Genomic DNA, 17,488 nt, shown 5'->3' with positions numbered 1-17,488 from the left:
AAGCCTGCAGGGATAAGTCGAAGGCACCGCGCAGCGGCGATTTTGCTGGCCGGATCCCGGGGGTACAGGGGGCGGCGTCGACTGGCCGCCCCCTGTGCGCTCCCTGTACCACAGGAGACATATGGCAGAACATTTACCGGGAGCGCAAAGTACGCTGGAGTCACACGTGAAAAACGCTTTTCCCGGGCTCAAAAGTTGCAAACCGATATCAATTTCTACCATTTTTTACATTTCCAGGATCCTCACATGACCCAAATCGACCGCCTGCTCGGCATTATGAAGCGCCTGCGCGACCCGGAAAACGGCTGCCCGTGGGATAAAGAGCAGACCTTTGCCACTATCGCCCCTTACACCCTTGAGGAGACCTACGAGGTCCTCGATGCTATCCAGCGGGAAGATTTTGACGACCTGCGCGGTGAGCTGGGCGATCTGCTGTTCCAGGTGGTGTTCTATGCGCAAATGGCGCAGGAAGAGGAACGCTTTAACTTTGACGATATCTGCGCTGCCATCAGCGATAAGCTGGAGCGTCGCCATCCCCATATTTTCGCTGATGCTACCGCAGGAAACAGCAGCGAAGTCCTGGCGCGCTGGGAGCAGATCAAAAGCGCGGAGCGGGCGGAAAAAGCCCAGCACTCGGCGCTGGACGATATACCCCATAGCCTGCCGGCGCTAATGCGCGCGCACAAAATTCAGCGCCGCTGCTCGGCGGTCGGTTTCGACTGGACCTCGCTGGGACCGGTGCTCGACAAGGTGCATGAAGAAATTGATGAAGTGATGCATGAAGCGCAGCAGGCGGTGGTGGATGAAGCAAAACTGGAAGAGGAAGTGGGCGATCTGCTGTTCGCCACGGTGAATTTATCCCGTCATTTAGGGGTCAAAGCCGAGGTGGCGCTGCAGAAAGCAAACCTCAAATTTGAGCGTCGCTTCCGCGAGGTCGAGCGCATTGTCGCCGCCCGCGGCCTGGAAATGACCGGCATCGACCTCGATACCATGGAAGAAGTGTGGCAGGAAGTAAAACGCCAGGAAACTGATCTCTAACGAGTTTTCGTGATCAAGCGCGATTTGTGTGATTTTATAAATAACAAGCGCTTGATTTACGTCAAAAACATTTCGCCAAAAGCGTCTATTTTCTCTTTCCGTTATGTCGTTGAAACACCATGTAGCCTGCCTCTTCGAGTTGTTCGAGTCGCAACACAGGTGCAACTTGAAGAACGAAGGGGAGGGGAAGAATGAAAGTTTGTGGCGTCACGCATGTTCGGGTATACTACTTTCCCGTCCTGGTTATTCCATCGTTTTACCCTAACTTCTCAGGTTCAGCATGACAACGAACTATATTTTTGTGACCGGCGGGGTCGTATCCTCTCTGGGTAAAGGCATTGCCGCAGCCTCCCTGGCAGCCATTCTTGAAGCCCGTGGTCTCAACGTGACCATCATGAAACTGGATCCGTATATCAACGTCGATCCGGGCACCATGAGCCCAATCCAGCATGGGGAAGTGTTCGTTACTGAAGACGGCGCAGAAACCGATCTGGACCTGGGCCACTATGAGCGTTTCATCCGTACCAAGATGACGCGTCGCAACAACTTCACCACCGGCCGTATCTACTCCGACGTACTGCGCAAAGAGCGCCGTGGCGACTATCTGGGCGCCACCGTTCAGGTTATTCCACACATCACCAACGCTATCAAAGAGCGCGTACTGGCGGGCGGCGAAGGCCATGACGTCGTACTGGTGGAAATCGGCGGTACCGTAGGCGATATCGAATCCCTGCCGTTCCTCGAAGCCATTCGTCAGATGGCGGTAGAGATCGGCCGCGAGCATACCCTGTTTATGCACCTGACCCTGGTGCCGTACATGGCCGCTGCGGGCGAAGTCAAAACCAAGCCGACCCAGCACTCCGTGAAAGAGCTGCTTTCCATCGGTATCCAGCCAGATATCCTGATCTGCCGCTCAGACCGCGCGGTTCCGGCCAACGAACGAGCCAAAATTGCTTTGTTCTGTAACGTTCCGGAAAAGGCTGTGATTTCTCTGAAAGACGTCGATTCCATTTATAAAATTCCGGGCCTGTTGAAATCTCAGGGGCTGGACGATTATATTTGTAAACGATTCAGCTTAACTTGTCCGGAAGCAAACCTGGCCGAATGGGAACAGGTAATCTATGAAGAAGCCAATCCGGCAGGCGAAGTCACCATTGGTATGGTCGGTAAGTACATTGAACTGCCGGATGCCTACAAGTCGGTGATTGAAGCGCTGAAACACGGTGGTCTGAAAAACCGCGTGACCGTCAACATCAAGCTGATCGATTCGCAGGATGTGGAAACGCGCGGCGTCGAAATCCTCAAGGATTTAGATGCTATCCTTATCCCGGGCGGCTTCGGCTACCGCGGTGTGGAAGGTAAGATCGCCACCGCGCGCTATGCGCGTGAGAACAATATTCCTTATCTGGGCATCTGCCTGGGTATGCAGGTTGCGCTGATTGAGTTCGCGCGCAACGTAGCGGGTATGGAAAACGCCAACTCGACGGAATTTGTGCCAGACTGTAAATACCCGGTTGTGGCCCTGATTACCGAATGGCGTGACGAAGATGGCAACGTTGAAGTCCGCTCCGAGAAGAGCGATCTGGGCGGCACCATGCGCCTGGGCGCACAGCAGTGCCAGCTGGATGATGAATCTCTGGTGCGCCAGCTGTACGGCGAGCCGACCATCACCGAGCGCCATCGTCACCGCTACGAAGTCAACAACATGTTGTTGAAACCGATTGAAGCTGCTGGTCTGCGCGTTGCGGGCCGTTCCGGGGATGATCAGTTGGTCGAGATCATCGAAGTGCCGAACCATCCGTGGTTTGTTGCCTGCCAGTTCCACCCGGAGTTTACTTCGACGCCGCGTGATGGGCACCCGCTGTTTGCTGGCTTTGTGAAAGCCGCGAGCGAGTACCAGAAGCGTCAGGCGAAGTAAAAGAGTTAGAACGGCAATGCACCCAACTGGGTGCATTGTTTGTCTGGAGTTTTAGTTTAACTTGTACTGAGGAAAACCTAATGTCCAAAATCGTTAAAGTCATCGGTCGTGAAATCATCGACTCCCGTGGTAACCCGACTGTTGAAGCCGAAGTACACCTGGAAGGTGGTTTCGTCGGTATGGCAGCTGCTCCGTCAGGTGCTTCTACTGGTTCCCGCGAAGCGCTGGAACTGCGCGATGGCGACAAATCCCGTTTTCTGGGTAAAGGCGTAACCAAAGCTGTTGCTGCGGTAAACGGCCCGATCGCTCAGGCAATCCTGGGCAAAGATGCTAAAGATCAGGCTGGCATCGACAAGATCATGATCGACCTGGACGGTACTGAAAACAAATCTAACTTCGGTGCGAACGCTATCCTGGCTGTTTCTCTGGCAAACGCCAAAGCAGCTGCAGCGTCCAAAGGCCTGCCGCTGTACGCGCACATCGCGGAACTGAACGGCACTCCGGGCAAATACTCCATGCCGGTTCCGATGATGAACATCATCAACGGTGGTGAGCACGCTGACAACAACGTCGACATCCAGGAATTCATGATTCAGCCGGTTGGCGCGCCGACCCTGAAAGAAGCCGTACGCATGGGTTCTGAAGTGTTCCATCACCTGGCGAAAGTGCTGAAGTCCAAAGGCATGAACACTGCCGTTGGTGACGAAGGCGGCTACGCGCCGAACCTGGGTTCTAACGCCGAAGCACTGGCTGTTATCGCTGAAGCGGTTAAAGCTGCTGGCTACGAGCTGGGCAAAGACATCACCCTGGCGATGGACTGCGCAGCATCTGAATTCTACAAAGACGGTAAATACGTTCTGGCTGGCGAAGGCAACAAAGCGTTCACCTCTGAAGAGTTCACTCACTTCCTGGAAGACCTGACCAAACAGTACCCGATCGTCTCCATCGAAGATGGCCTGGACGAATCTGACTGGGACGGTTTCGCATACCAGACCAAAGTACTGGGCGACAAAATCCAGCTGGTTGGTGACGACCTGTTCGTAACCAACACCAAGATCCTGAAAGAAGGCATCGAAAAAGGCATCGCTAACTCCATCCTGATCAAATTCAACCAGATCGGTTCTCTGACCGAAACTCTGGCTGCCATCAAGATGGCGAAAGACGCTGGCTACACCGCTGTCATCTCTCACCGTTCTGGCGAAACTGAAGACGCGACCATCGCTGACCTGGCTGTCGGTACCGCTGCAGGCCAGATCAAAACCGGTTCTATGAGCCGTTCTGACCGCGTTGCTAAATACAACCAGCTGATTCGTATCGAAGAAGCGCTGGGTGAGCAAGCGCCGTTCAACGGTCGTAAAGAGATCAAAGGCCAGGCATAATCCTGTCTTTGTGAAATAATAATGCCAGCCTCAGGGCTGGCATTTTTTTTACCTCGTCGGCGATTATTTAAAATCGACGGCCATTTGCTGGGGGATCGACAGCCCGCGAGTGGTCTCCACGCAGCGGTCGATGTAATCCGTAAAACGCGGTGGTTTTGGCATTCCCATGCTCAACAGCTTGTCGTTACTAAAGCGCACATTCAACGTAGCGAACGCGCCATATAAGCGCATGGCTTTCAGCATCAGACGTTCATTGCATGGCCCAAATATCCCTTTCAGTTCACGACGCATTTTGACCAGCGTGTCATAGCTGACCTGGGCGTACTTATCCCCCACCGGGGCCTGTTCGAGGGCCTGAGCCATCGCCCGGTCGATTTCGGCAAACTTCACGCTATTCTCCTCCCCGGCAGAGATGTGCACCACTTCGCCGTGAGCCAGCGGCTGGTTAAGCAGCATCAGCAGGGCATCAGCGCAGTAGTCCACCGGGATGACATCGATTCGGTCCTCCATGGAACATAAAAATTTCTGCAGCATCAGCCCCATGCTGAACACCCAGAAAATACTGCTGGAAGGCCGGCAGCCGTGATGGGTATGACCCACCACGATAGAAGGGCGGGCAATGACCAGCGGCAGTGTAGGGCAATGCTGCTGCATCAACTGCTCGATGGTTGATTTCGAGTGGGTGTATTCCACCAGGTGCTCAGCGCGTTCCCGAAACTCCGCGCTTTCGGCGACCAGTGAATCCGGCTCAGGCGAACATGACATCGCTGTGCCGACGTGCAGAAAACGCTGCAGACCCTCAACCTGCGCCATCCGTTGCGCCAGGCGCAGCGTACCCTCAACGTTAACCTTCCAGATGAGCGGGTTGCTGCCAAACGAGGCGACAGCGGCGCAGTTGAGGACATGCGTCACCTGATCGAGGCGCGGATCGTTAAGAAAATGCTCCGGAGAAGCGAGATCGCCCAGCAGGATATGCTGCGGGTGAAGCATCGCCAGCTTCTCCTCGGCGATGTTGAACTTACGCATGTTCTCTTTGACCCGTTCGAGGCCTGCCTCGGGGCTATCAGCACGCACGAGCAGTAGCAGATCTAACCGGGTTTCCTGATGGAGTATTTTCTCTAACGCGGCACCGCCCAGAAACCCCGTAACGCCGGTAATTAATAATGTGGTCATAAACGCTATCTCATTATGGTTGGTCTGCGGGATTCTAGGCGGGCAAAAGTAAACGACGATTAAATAAAGAAGGGGCCCGATCAGGGATTTATTAAGACCAGTTTAAGGTTATTATCACCGGCGGATTGAATTGGACTTGCAGATCGGCCAGATAATTCACTCTTTCATGTATCAGTTTGTACATCACTGTATTTTAAGGTTTTTTATTTTGCTGTCTGGACCTTTTATTTTATCCTGAATGACAGGAATAACATTTTCTGTTACACATTTTCAGTCCACGTGTCAGAATATTAATTATTTTAATTCTTATCATGCTAATAAATTAAGCCAAAAGAAAAGATTGTTTCTTTAATCAATAATATTATTCCCGACACGGATATTGACGAAGGGGTAAAAAAGGGATCGCAGCGCAGGACAAGACCTGTGCGCTGAAATCTGCGATAATGGACGTTTATGACCCTAAACAGAGATGACTATGCAGTACCCGATTAACGAGATGTTCCAGACCCTGCAAGGCGAGGGTTACTTCACCGGCGTGCCTGCCATTTTTATTCGTCTGCAGGGATGCCCGGTAGGATGCGCGTGGTGCGACACTAAGCATACCTGGGACAAGCTGGCCGATCGGGAAGTGTCGTTGTTCAGCATCCTGGCGAAAACCAAAGAGAGCGATAAGTGGGGGCCGGCAAGCAGCGAGGATCTGCTGGCGATTATTGGGCGCCAGGGGTGGACTGCCCGCCACGTGGTCATTACCGGCGGTGAACCCTGCATTCATGATTTAACGCCGTTAACCTCGCTTCTGGAACAAAACGGCTTTAGCTGTCAGATTGAAACCAGCGGCACCCATGAAGTGCGCTGCAGCCACAACACCTGGGTGACGGTATCCCCGAAGGTTAATATGCGTGGCGGGTATGATGTGCTGTCGCAGGCTCTGCAGCGGGCGGATGAGATCAAGCATCCGGTAGGGCGCGTCCGCGACATCGAAGCGCTGGACGAACTGCTGGAAACGCTGAGCGATGACAAACCGCGGATCATCGCCCTGCAGCCGATCAGTCAGAAAGAAGACGCGACGCGCCTGTGTATCGACACCTGCATCGCCCGTAACTGGCGCCTGTCCATGCAGACGCACAAATATTTGAATATTGCCTGATAAAAAAGCCCGGCAGCGTACTGACCGGGCTTTTTTTTCGCTTACTCGCCGCGATAGATGCAGCCAGCGGTGCAGGTCTCTTTGACCATCACGGCGCTCAGCAGCGGTACCCTCGGTTTCATCTCATCCCAGATCCATTTCGCCAGCACTTCGCTGGTGGGGTTTTCCAGACCGGGGATATCGTTCAGATAATAGTGGTCCAGGCGATCGTATGTCGGCTTGAAGGCGGCCTTCAGCTCGGCAAAATCCATGATCCACCCGGTATGGGGATCGACTTCACCGGTGATCTCCAGACGCACCATAAAGGAGTGGCCATGCAGGCGACCGCATTTGTGTCCTTCCGGGACGTGCGGCAGGTGGTGGGCGGCTTCGAAGGTGAAATCTTTAAACAGCGTGGTGGACATCATTGACTCTCAACAGGACGAAAAAAACCGCCGTAGGGTACCGGAAAGCACATTTTTTCGCATTAACTAAAACGGCCCTGAACAGAAAATGGACACATTTATCTGGGTTATCTGAATTAAATGGTTATATTTCATGTGGTTATTTAATCGATTTTGTTGTTAATAACTACAACTAAAACAGGTTAGTCCATTTGGTTATTTATTATTTCCATCCCTTCTTTAATTGTTACTATCAGCACCGTTACCCTTCTATTCTCTTCTGTTTTTGTCGCGCTGACAGGGCGCGAACAACAGCTTTGCTTACTGGAACAAACGACGCATGACGACACAGGCCACACCTTCCAACTTGCTGCCGCTCAACCCGGAGCAACTGGCGCGCCTTCAGGCGGCCACCACTGACTTCACGCCCACTCAGCTTGCCTGGGTGTCTGGCTATTTCTGGGGCGTGCTGAATCAGCAGTCCGGCGCGGCTGTGGCCGTTCCTGCCCAGGCCGCTGAGGTGCCCTCGATCACGCTGATTTCCGCCTCGCAAACCGGCAATGCCCGCCGCGTCGCCGAAGCGCTGCGCGACGATCTGCTGGCAGCGAAGCTGAACGTGAAGCTGGTGAATGCAGGCGATTATAAATTCAAACAAATTGCTGCGGAAAAACTGCTGGTGGTCGTGACGTCCACCCAGGGGGAAGGTGAGCCGCCGGAAGAAGCGGTCGCATTGCATAAGTTCCTGTTCTCGAAAAAAGCGCCGAAGCTGGACGGGACCGCGTTCGCTGTCTTTGGCCTCGGCGATACTTCTTATGAATTCTTCTGCCAGTCTGGCAAAGATTTCGACAGCAAGCTGGCCGAGCTCGGCGCGGAACGCCTGCTCGATCGCGTCGATGCCGACGTCGAATATCAGACCGCGGCTGCGGAATGGCGCGCGCGCGTCGTTGAGGTGCTGAAAGCCCGTGCGCCAGTTGCCGCGCCCGCCCAGCTGGCCACCAGCGGCGCGGTGAACGACATCCATACCAGCCCGTACACCAAAGAGGCTCCGCTGTCGGCGACCCTGTCGGTCAACCAGAAAATCACTGGCCGCGATTCCGAAAAAGATGTGCGCCATATCGAAATTGACCTCGGTGATTCCGGTCTGCGCTATCAGCCGGGCGACGCGCTGGGGGTCTGGTATCAAAACGATCCTCAGCTGGTCAAAGAGCTGGTGGAGCTGCTGTGGCTGAAGGGCGACGAGCCGGTAACCGTTGATGGCAAAACTCTGCCGCTGGCGGAAGCGCTGGAGTGGCATTTTGAGCTGACGGTTAACACCGCGACTATCGTCGAAAACTACGCCACCCTGACCCGCAGCGAATCGCTGCTGCCGCTGGTGGGCGATAAAGCTCAGCTGCAGCAGTATGCTGCTGCGACGCCGATCGTCGATATGGTCCGTTTCTCGCCGGCACAGCTGGACGCCGAGGCGTTAATCGGTCTGCTGCGTCCGCTGACGCCGCGCCTGTACTCCATTGCCTCCTCACAGGCGGAAGTGGAGAGCGAAGTGCATGTCACCGTGGGCGTGGTGCGCTATGAAATAGAAGGCCGCGCCCGGGCTGGCGGTGCCTCCAGCTTCCTCGCCGACCGTGTGGAAGAAGATGGCGAAGTCCGCGTCTTTATTGAACACAATGACAACTTCCGTCTGCCGGCTAACCCGGAGACGCCGGTGATCATGATTGGCCCGGGCACCGGCATTGCGCCGTTCCGCGCCTTTATGCAGCAGCGCGCAGCGGACGGGGCGCAAGGCAAGAACTGGTTGTTCTTCGGCAACCCGCACTTCACTGAAGATTTCCTCTATCAGGTAGAGTGGCAGAGCTATGTGAAGGAAGGTCTGCTGACCCGTATTGACCTGGCCTGGTCCCGCGATCAACAACAAAAAGTCTATGTACAGGACAAACTGCGCGAGCAGGGGGCCGAGCTGTGGCGCTGGATCAATGATGGCGCCCACATTTATGTCTGCGGCGACGCCAATCGTATGGCGAAAGACGTGGAGCATACGTTACTGGAAGTGATTGCCGAATACGGCGCGATGGACGCCGAAGCGGCGGACGAATTTTTAAGTGAGCTGCGCGTTGAGCGCCGTTATCAGCGAGATGTCTACTAATGAGCGAAAAACATCCGGGGCCTTTAGTGGTCGAAGGTAAACTGACCGATGCCGAGCGCATGAAGCTTGAGAGCAACTACCTGCGCGGCACCATTGCGGAAGATTTAAACGACGGTCTGACCGGCGGTTTTAAAGGTGATAACTTCCTGCTGATCCGTTTCCACGGCATGTACCAGCAGGACGATCGCGATATCCGCGCGGAACGCGCCGCCCAGAAGCTGGAGCCGCGCCATGCGATGTTGCTGCGCTGCCGTCTGCCGGGCGGGGTGATCACCACCACCCAGTGGAAGGCGATCGATAAGTTTGCCGCGGACAACACCATTTACGGCAGTATTCGTCTGACCAACCGGCAGACGTTCCAGTTCCACGGCATTCTGAAAAAGAACGTGAAACCGGTGCATCAGATGCTGCACTCGGTGGGGCTGGATGCGCTGGCCACCGCCAACGATATGAACCGTAACGTGCTGTGCACCTCCAACCCGTACGAGTCGCAGCTGCACGCTGAGGCCTACGAGTGGGCGAAAAAGATCTCCGAGCATCTGCTGCCGCGTACCCGCGCTTATGCCGAGATCTGGCTGGATCAGAAAAAGGTCGCCACTACTGACGAAGAGCCGATCCTCGGTCAGACCTATCTGCCGCGTAAGTTTAAAACCACGGTGGTGATCCCGCCGCAGAACGATATCGATCTGCACGCTAACGACATGAACTTCGTGGCGATTGCCGAAAATGGCAAGCTGGTAGGCTTTAACCTGCTGGTGGGCGGCGGTCTCTCTATCGAACACGGCAACAAGAAAACCTACGCCCGCACGGCGAGCGAATTCGGTTATCTGCCGCTGGAGCATACTCTGGCGGTGGCGGAAGCGGTCGTGACTACCCAGCGCGACTGGGGCAACCGTACCGACCGTAAGAATGCGAAAACCAAGTACACCCTTGAGCGCGTTGGCGTCGAAACCTTCAAGGCGGAAGTGGAGCGCCGGGCCGGCATTAAGTTTGAGCCGATCCGCCCGTACGAATTCACCGGCCGCGGCGACCGCATCGGCTGGGTGAAGGGGATTGATGACAAATGGCACCTGACGCTGTTTATTGAAAACGGCCGCATTCTCGATTATCCGGGTCGTCCGCTGAAGACTGGCCTGCTGGAGATTGCTAAGATCCATAAAGGCGAATTCCGCATCACTGCCAACCAGAACCTGATCGTTGCCAGCGTACCGGAAGATCAGAAGGCGCGGATCGAGAAGCTGGCGCGGGATCATGGTCTGATGAATGCCGTTACTCCGCAGCGCGAAAACTCGATGGCCTGCGTCTCCTTCCCGACCTGCCCGTTGGCAATGGCGGAAGCCGAACGTTTCCTGCCGTCGTTTATCGACAAGGTGGAAGGGGTGATGAACAAGCACGGCGTGAGCGATGAGCATATCGTCACCCGGGTCACCGGCTGCCCGAACGGCTGCGGCCGCGCGATGCTGGCGGAAGTGGGACTGGTGGGCAAAGCGCCGGGGCGCTACAACCTGCACCTTGGCGGTAACCGCAGCGGCACCCGCATCCCGCGGATGTACCGTGAGAATATTACCGAGTCGGAAATTCTCGACTCGCTAGACGAACTGGTAGGGCGCTGGGCGAAAGAGCGCGAAGCGGGTGAAGGCTTCGGCGACTTTACGGTGCGTGCGGGCATCATTCGCCCGGTGCTCGACCCAGCCCGCGATTTCTGGGAATAACATCCTGGTGCCCGGTGGCGCGTAGCGACCCGGGCCTGTAAAACCCGTAGGCCGGGCAAACGCAGTGCCGCCCGGTAAAACAGGCAAACGAGGTTTATATGTCCGTACTCGATCTAAACGCGCTTAATGCATTGCCGAAAGTGGAACGTATCCTGGCGCTGGCGGAGACCAATGCGAAGCTGGAGAAGCTCAGCGCCGAAGAACGCGTAGCGTGGGCGCTGGAAAATCTGCCTGGCGAGTATGCTTTATCTTCCAGCTTTGGCATTCAGGCGGCGGTGAGTCTGCACCTGGTGAATCAGCTGCGCCCGGATATTCCGGTGATCCTCACCGATACCGGCTATCTGTTTCCGGAAACCTATCAGTTTATCGATGAGTTAACCGACAAGCTCAAGCTGAACCTGAAGGTCTATCGGGCGCAGGAGAGCGCCGCCTGGCAGGAGGCGCGTTACGGTAAGCTGTGGGAGCAGGGCGTTGAGGGCATTGAGAAATACAATGAGATCAACAAAGTCGAGCCGATGAACCGGGCGCTGAAAGAGCTCAATACCCAGACCTGGTTCGCTGGTCTGCGCCGCGAGCAGTCCGGTAGCCGGGCGACCTTACCGGTGCTGGCTATCCAGCGCGGGGTGTTCAAGGTGCTGCCGATTATCGACTGGGATAACCGGACGGTGTATCAGTACCTGCAAAAGCACGGGCTGAAATACCACCCGCTGTGGGATCAGGGCTATCTGTCGGTAGGCGATACCCACACCACCCGCAAATGGGAGCCAGGCATGGCAGAAGAAGAGACCCGGTTCTTCGGGCTTAAACGCGAGTGCGGATTGCACGAGGGTTAAGCTGTTAGCGCTTTCTTTGGGTGATAATTCAAGAAGAACACGCGGGTGATACCGCGCGTTCTTTTGTGCGTATCAGCTTTTCTTCTCCACCTTCGCCAGCTCTTTCACCAGCGGCAGCATCACTTTCACTACCTCGCGGCTGCGGCGTTCTATGCGTCCCGGCAGCGCGTGGTCGAGATACTGCTGATTATCAATCTGCACGCTATGCCAGCTGGTGCCGTCCGGGAAGGCGCGGGATTTCTGGCGCTGCTGATAGCCATCCTTTTTGCCGAGTGACCAGTTGGTTGCCTCGACCGACAGTACCGGGATCCCCGCGCTGTCGAAGACGCTGGCGTCGTTACAGCAGGCGGTGCCTTTTGGGTATGCTGGGTTCAGTCCTGGATTGGTCGCCGCGACAATCCCCTTGCTGCGGGCGATAGCCAGCGCGCGGTCGCGGGTTAGCTTACGCACCGAGGCCGGCGTGCGGCGGCCACTGTTGAAGTAAAGCTTATCGCCCACCACCAGATTATCGAGGTTGATCACCAGCAGGGTATTTTTCTTTTCCGCCTCACTCATGCGCTGTAGCAGATTTTGCGCCCCGAGACGACCTTCCTCTTCACCGCTGGTGGCGATAAAGCGAATGCCATAGCGGGTGGGGATATTCTTTAAATGATCCGCCAGCTCCAGCATCACGCCGAGCCCCATCGCGTTGTCGTCGATTCCCTGCAGCGTCAGGCCGCCAAGGTTGTTCTCCACGTCTTTATCGCTCTGCGGCGCGTAGGTATCGAGGTGCGCCATAATAATGATTTGCTGGCGGGACTGGCCTTCATGGGCGGCGATCACCGTACTGCCGGTGGCGTTATGCCAGTTCTTACGCTGATTGTTATCGGTATAGATGTAGCGGGTATTGAAGCTGCGCACGTCGCTCTGATAACCCATCTGGGCGAACTGCTGGCGGAGGTACTCGGCTGACAACATCTCGGCTGGTGTTCCGGTCATTCGTCCCGGGAAGACGGTGGCGATATGACGGGCCTGGCTACTGGCGGTGTCGCCCAGCGCGCTGAAAGCGGGGGCGGCGGCGAAAACAAAACCGGTGCCGAGCGCCAGAGGAAGCAGACGGCGGCACAACGCGGAAAACATAAGGGGTCCTTACACGAACAAGACAATTTGACGCGTACAGTATGAAACTGTGACCGCGGTTAAACAATTTCAATTGCTCTTAAATAGCGGAAAAATAGCGCGTTAAGCACTTTTTGATATTTGTATTTCCACAGCGTTATTCCTTTGCGTCACAACTCATTCCATTTCGTAATTTCATTTGCTCTCAGGCGCACCCTATAGTCGCAGTATCGCTGATTGTAAGAGAGTTGTTGCGCCGTGGATTACTTGCCCCTTTTTGCCGAACTGAAACAAAGGCCCGTGCTGGTGATCGGCGGCGATGAGATTGCTGAACGCAAGATTAAATTCCTGCTGCGCGCCCAGGCGCAGGTGCAGGTGGTCGCCGGGACGCTCTCTCCGGCGCTGGCCGATCTGGCGGCGCGCCAGGCGCTTAGCTGGCGGGCGACGGAATTTAGCGAGTCGCTGGTGGATGATGTCTTTCTGGTGATTGCGGCCACGGAGGATGAGGCGCTTAACCAGCGGGTGTTTGCGGCGGCTAACGCGCGCTACCGGTTGGTCAACGTGGTGGATAACCAGGCGCTGTGCTCGTTTGTCTTCCCTTCTATCGTCGACCGTTCGCCGCTGCTCGTGGCGATCTCCTCCAGCGGCAAAGCGCCAGTGCTGTCGCGCATTCTGCGCGAGAAAATTGAAGCGCTGCTGCCGACGAACCTCGGGCGGCTGGCGGAATCGGCGAGCTACTGGCGTAACCATCTGAAAACTCGTCTGACGACCACCGAAGCGCGTCGCCGCTTCTGGGAACGCGTCTTCACCGGCCGCTTTGCCAGCCTGATGGTGGCGGGCAATCATGCGGAGGCGGAAAAGGCGCTGCAGGATGAGCTGGATAAGCCCGAACGCGAGACGGGAGAAATTATTCTGGTGGGCGCCGGGCCGGGCGATGCCGGGCTGCTGACCCTTCGCGGCTTGCAGGCGATCCAGCAGGCGGACGTGGTTTTCCACGACCACCTGGTGACCCCGCCGGTTCTCGAGCTGGTGCGCCGTGATGCCGAGCTGATCTGTGTCGGCAAACGCGCCGGCGAGCACTCGGTGCCGCAGCATGAAACCAATCAGCTGCTGGTGGCGGCGGCGAAGGCAGGGAAAACCGTCGTGCGTCTGAAGGGCGGGGATCCGTTTATTTTTGGCCGCGGCGCAGAAGAGCTGCAGGCTGCCGCCGAAGCGGGGATCCCGTTCCAGGTGGTGCCTGGCGTCACTGCTGCTGCCGGGGCGACGGCCTACGCCGGTATTCCGCTGACCCATCGCGACTATGCGCAAAGCGCCGTCTTTGTCACCGGCCACTACAAGCCGGACAGCGCCCCCTTCGACTGGTCGCTGCTGGCGAAGAGCCAACAAACGCTGGCGATCTACATGGGCACCATGAAGGCGGCGGAAATCAGCGCGCAGTTGATCGCCCACGGTCGCGACAGCGCTACGCCGGTCGCGGTGATTTCCCGCGGTACCCGCGACGATCAGCAGACGATAACCGGCACATTGCAACAACTCGAACACCTGGCGAAAGACGCCCCGATGCCTGCCCTGCTGGTGGTCGGCGAAGTGGTGCAGCTGCATCAGCAGCTCGCCTGGTTTCAACATACATCATCCGCCGAGGGGTTTAACGCTTCGGTGGTCAATCTGGCTTAAGGAACGGTTATGGACCAAAAACGACTCACTCACCTGCGGCAACTGGAGGCGGAAAGCATCCATATTATTCGTGAGGTGGCCGCCGAATTTTCTAACCCGGTGATGATGTACTCCATCGGGAAAGATTCCAGCGTAATGCTGCATCTGGCGCGCAAAGCGTTTTATCCGGGAACCCTGCCGTTCCCGCTGCTGCACGTCGATACCGGCTGGAAATTCCGTGAGATGTATGAGTTCCGCGACCGTACTGCTAAAGCCTACGGCTGTGAGCTGCTGGTGCATAAAAACCCGGAAGGGGTGGCGATGGGCATCAACCCGTTTGTCCACGGCAGCGCTAAGCATACCGATATCATGAAAACGGAAGGCCTGAAGCAGGCGCTGAACAAATACGGCTTTGACGCCGCGTTCGGCGGCGCGCGTCGCGACGAAGAGAAATCCCGCGCGAAAGAGCGCATCTACTCCTTCCGCGACCGCTTCCACCGCTGGGACCCGAAAAATCAGCGTCCGGAGCTGTGGCACAACTACAACGGCCAGATTAACAAAGGCGAAAGCATCCGCGTCTTCCCGCTCTCCAACTGGACTGAGCTGGATATCTGGCAGTACATCTATCTGGAAAATATTGAAATCGTGCCGCTGTATCTGGCCGCTGAGCGCCCGGTGCTGGAGCGCGACGGTATGCTGATGATGATCGATGACGACCGTATCGATCTGCAGCCGGGCGAAGTGATTGAAAAACGGATGGTGCGTTTCCGTACCCTTGGCTGCTGGCCGCTGACCGGCGCAGTGGAGTCTGAAGCGCAGACGCTGCCGGAAATTATTGAAGAGATGCTGGTATCGACCACCAGTGAACGTCAGGGCCGCGTGATTGACCGCGACCAGGCCGGCTCGATGGAGCTGAAGAAACGTCAGGGGTATTTCTAAGGAGCCGCCATGAACACCACAATTGCCCAACAAATTGCTAATGAAGGCGGCGTAGAAGCTTACCTGCACGCGCAACAGCACAAGAGCCTGCTGCGTTTTCTGACCTGCGGCAGCGTCGATGATGGCAAAAGCACCTTAATTGGCCGTCTGCTGCACGATACGCGCCAGATCTATGAAGACCAGCTGTCGTCTCTGCACAACGACAGCAAGCGTCACGGTACCCAGGGCGAAAAACTGGACCTGGCGCTGCTGGTGGACGGCCTGCAGGCTGAGCGTGAGCAGGGCATCACCATCGATGTCGCTTACCGCTACTTCTCGACCGAAAAACGCAAATTTATCATCGCCGACACCCCGGGGCACGAGCAGTACACGCGCAATATGGCCACCGGCGCGTCAACCTGCGACCTGGCGATCCTGCTGATCGATGCGCGCAAAGGCGTGCTCGACCAGACCCGCCGTCACAGCTTTATCTCGACGCTGCTGGGCATTAAACACCTGGTGGTAGCGGTCAACAAAATGGATCTCGTCGAGTTTAGCGAAGCGCGCTTCAACGAGATCCGGGAAGATTATCTGACTTTCGCCGAGCAGCTGCCGGGCAACCTCGATATCCGCTTTGTACCGCTGTCGGCGCTGGAAGGCGATAACGTCGCCAGCCAGAGCGCGAACATCCCGTGGTACAGTGGCCCGACCCTGCTGGAAGTCCTCGAAACCGTGGAGATCCAGCGGGTGGTCGAGAGCCAGCCGCTGCGCTTCCCGGTGCAGTATGTTAACCGTCCGAACCTCGATTTCCGCGGCTTCTCCGGCACGGTCGCCTCCGGTACGGTTACCGTTGGCCAGCGTCTGAAGGTGCTGCCGTCGGGCGTTGAATCGAGCGTGGCGCGTATCGTCACCTTCGACGGCGACCTGCAGGAAGCCGCCGCCGGCGAAGCCATTACCCTTGTGCTGAAAGATGAAATCGACATCAGCCGCGGCGACCTGCTGGTTGACGCGCAAGCCTCGCTGCCGGCGGTGCAAAGCGCCAGCATCGACGTGGTGTGGATGGCTGAGCAGCCGCTGACCCCGGGCCAGAGCTACGACATCAAAATCGCCGGGAAGAAGACCCGCGCTCGCGTCGACGCTATCCGCTACCAGGTCGATATTAACAACCTGACCCAGCGTGAAGTCGAGTCTCTCCCGCTGAACGGCATTGGGCTGGTGGAGCTGACCTTTGACGAACCTTTAGTGCTGGATCCGTATCAGCAAAACCCGGTGACCGGCGGGCTTATCTTTATCGATCGCCTGACCAACGTCACCGTGGGCGCCGGGATGGTCAACGAGCCGCACCTGCAGGCGTCGACCTCGGCATCGCAGTACAGCGCCTTCGAGCTGGAGCTGAACCAGCTGATCCGTAAACACTTCCCGCACTGGGACGCCCGCGACCTGCTGGGAGGCCAATAATGGCCCAGCATGACGAAAACGTCGTCTGGCATGCCCATCCTGTGACTCAGCAGCAGCGGGAGCAGCATCACGGCCATCGCGGCGTGGTGCTGTGGTTTACCGGCCTTTCGGGGTCGGGTAAATCCACTGTCGCCGGGGCGCTGGAAGAGGCGCTGCATGAGCGCGGCGTCAGTACCTATCTGCTGGACGGCGACAACGTGCGCCATGGTCTGTGCAGCGATCTGGGATTCAGTGATGAGGATCGTAAAGAGAACATTCGCCGCGTCGGCGAAGTGGCCAGGCTGATGGTCGATGCCGGGCTGGTGGTATTGACGGCATTTATATCACCACACCGCGCGGAACGGCAGATGGTGCGCGAGCGCCTGGGGGAGGGACGCTTTATCGAAGTGTTCGTCGATACCCCGCTGGCCATCTGCGAGGCGCGGGATCCGAAAGGATTATACAAGAAGGCGCGGGCAGGGGAATTACGCAATTTCACCGGCATAGACTCGGTCTATGAGGCACCGGAAAAGGCGGAAATTCATCTGGATGGTGAACAATTGGTAACAAATTTGGTGCACCAACTATTAGACCTGCTGCAACAGAGCGATATTATCAGATCCTGAAACGGCAGCGGCATCGAGGGGTGCCGGTTGCCC

At 56.7% G+C, this 17,488-nt stretch carries 14 protein-coding genes; 11 read left to right on the top strand and 3 right to left on the bottom strand.

The genetic code is table 11. The features are described 5' to 3' along the window. The first annotated feature begins 246 nt into the window (after nucleotides 1-246). The 3 genes from mazG (at nucleotide 247) to eno (ending at nucleotide 4,335) form a co-directional block, all read left to right on the top strand. Nucleotides 247-1,038, top strand: coding sequence for a nucleoside triphosphate pyrophosphohydrolase (gene mazG, locus SPE70_RS21115; RefSeq protein WP_012540729.1), 792 nt, complete (start codon nucleotides 247-249; stop codon nucleotides 1,036-1,038). A gap of 280 nt (nucleotides 1,039-1,318) precedes the next feature. Further along, on the top strand, nucleotides 1,319-2,956 hold the full coding sequence (pyrG, locus tag SPE70_RS21110; protein WP_008806244.1) for a glutamine hydrolyzing CTP synthase: 1,638 nt from the start codon (nucleotides 1,319-1,321) through the stop codon (nucleotides 2,954-2,956). A gap of 80 nt (nucleotides 2,957-3,036) precedes the next feature. Beyond that, entirely contained in the window at nucleotides 3,037-4,335 is a 1,299-nt protein-coding gene (eno, locus tag SPE70_RS21105; protein ID WP_008806243.1) for a phosphopyruvate hydratase, read from the top strand. Nucleotides 4,336-4,398: 63 nt separating this feature from the next. Here eno and SPE70_RS21100 read toward each other — a convergent pair whose 3' ends face one another. Beyond that, on the bottom strand, nucleotides 4,399-5,508 hold the full coding sequence (locus SPE70_RS21100; protein WP_008806242.1) for an SDR family oxidoreductase: 1,110 nt from the start codon (nucleotides 5,506-5,508) through the stop codon (nucleotides 4,399-4,401). Nucleotides 5,509-5,983: 475 nt separating this feature from the next. Between SPE70_RS21100 and queE the strand changes: the two genes are divergently transcribed. Then, nucleotides 5,984-6,655, top strand: a complete 672-nt coding sequence (gene queE / locus SPE70_RS21095; RefSeq protein ID WP_008806241.1) for a 7-carboxy-7-deazaguanine synthase QueE — start codon at nucleotides 5,984-5,986, stop codon at nucleotides 6,653-6,655. Between the two features lie 41 nt (nucleotides 6,656-6,696). On the opposite strand, the gene queD is transcribed toward queE, so the two are convergent. After that, entirely contained in the window at nucleotides 6,697-7,062 is a 366-nt protein-coding gene (queD, locus tag SPE70_RS21090; protein WP_012967329.1) for a 6-carboxytetrahydropterin synthase QueD, read from the bottom strand. A gap of 316 nt (nucleotides 7,063-7,378) precedes the next feature. Between queD and cysJ the strand changes: the two genes are divergently transcribed. The 3 genes from cysJ (at nucleotide 7,379) to cysH (ending at nucleotide 11,723) form a co-directional block, all read left to right on the top strand. Beyond that, nucleotides 7,379-9,178, top strand: coding sequence for an NADPH-dependent assimilatory sulfite reductase flavoprotein subunit (gene cysJ / locus SPE70_RS21085; RefSeq protein ID WP_012540733.1), 1,800 nt, complete (start codon nucleotides 7,379-7,381; stop codon nucleotides 9,176-9,178). Next, nucleotides 9,178-10,890 carry an assimilatory sulfite reductase (NADPH) hemoprotein subunit gene (gene cysI / locus SPE70_RS21080; RefSeq protein ID WP_008806239.1) on the top strand — a complete coding sequence of 571 codons (1,713 nt, stop codon included), beginning with the start codon at nucleotides 9,178-9,180 and terminating at the stop codon, nucleotides 10,888-10,890. The genes cysJ and cysI overlap by 1 nt, the downstream gene beginning before the upstream one ends. 98 nt (nucleotides 10,891-10,988) lie before the next feature. Beyond that, nucleotides 10,989-11,723, top strand: coding sequence for a phosphoadenosine phosphosulfate reductase (gene cysH, locus SPE70_RS21075; RefSeq protein ID WP_008806238.1), 735 nt, complete (start codon nucleotides 10,989-10,991; stop codon nucleotides 11,721-11,723). 72 nt (nucleotides 11,724-11,795) lie between these two features. Here the strand turns inward: cysH and SPE70_RS21070 are convergent, their stop codons facing one another. After that, nucleotides 11,796-12,842 carry an aminopeptidase gene (locus SPE70_RS21070; protein WP_012540734.1) on the bottom strand — a complete coding sequence of 349 codons (1,047 nt, stop codon included), beginning with the start codon at nucleotides 12,840-12,842 and terminating at the stop codon, nucleotides 11,796-11,798. 246 nt (nucleotides 12,843-13,088) lie between these two features. Between SPE70_RS21070 and cysG the strand changes: the two genes are divergently transcribed. Genes cysG through cysC form a run of 4 tightly spaced genes read left to right on the top strand, consistent with a single transcriptional unit; the run spans nucleotide 13,089 to nucleotide 17,455 of the window. Then, nucleotides 13,089-14,495: a siroheme synthase CysG gene (gene cysG, locus SPE70_RS21065; protein ID WP_162494494.1), complete on the top strand. Its 1,407-nt coding sequence runs from the start codon at nucleotides 13,089-13,091 to the stop codon at nucleotides 14,493-14,495. Nucleotides 14,496-14,504: 9 nt separating this feature from the next. Continuing rightward, nucleotides 14,505-15,413: a sulfate adenylyltransferase subunit CysD gene (gene cysD / locus SPE70_RS21060; RefSeq protein WP_002915160.1), complete on the top strand. Its 909-nt coding sequence runs from the start codon at nucleotides 14,505-14,507 to the stop codon at nucleotides 15,411-15,413. Between the two features lie 9 nt (nucleotides 15,414-15,422). Continuing rightward, entirely contained in the window at nucleotides 15,423-16,850 is a 1,428-nt protein-coding gene (cysN, locus tag SPE70_RS21055; protein ID WP_012967340.1) for a sulfate adenylyltransferase subunit CysN, read from the top strand. Beyond that, on the top strand, nucleotides 16,850-17,455 hold the full coding sequence (cysC, locus tag SPE70_RS21050; RefSeq protein ID WP_002915158.1) for an adenylyl-sulfate kinase: 606 nt from the start codon (nucleotides 16,850-16,852) through the stop codon (nucleotides 17,453-17,455). Before cysN ends, cysC begins: the two co-directional genes overlap by 1 nt. The last annotated feature ends 33 nt before the right edge of the window (nucleotides 17,456-17,488 follow it).

Origin of the sequence: Klebsiella sp. ZJOU C1, assembly GCF_035620215.1 — a bacterium.
Classification (GTDB): Bacteria; Pseudomonadota; Gammaproteobacteria; order Enterobacterales; family Enterobacteriaceae; genus Klebsiella; species Klebsiella variicola.
This window is presented reverse-complemented; position numbering and strand designations above follow the sequence as displayed.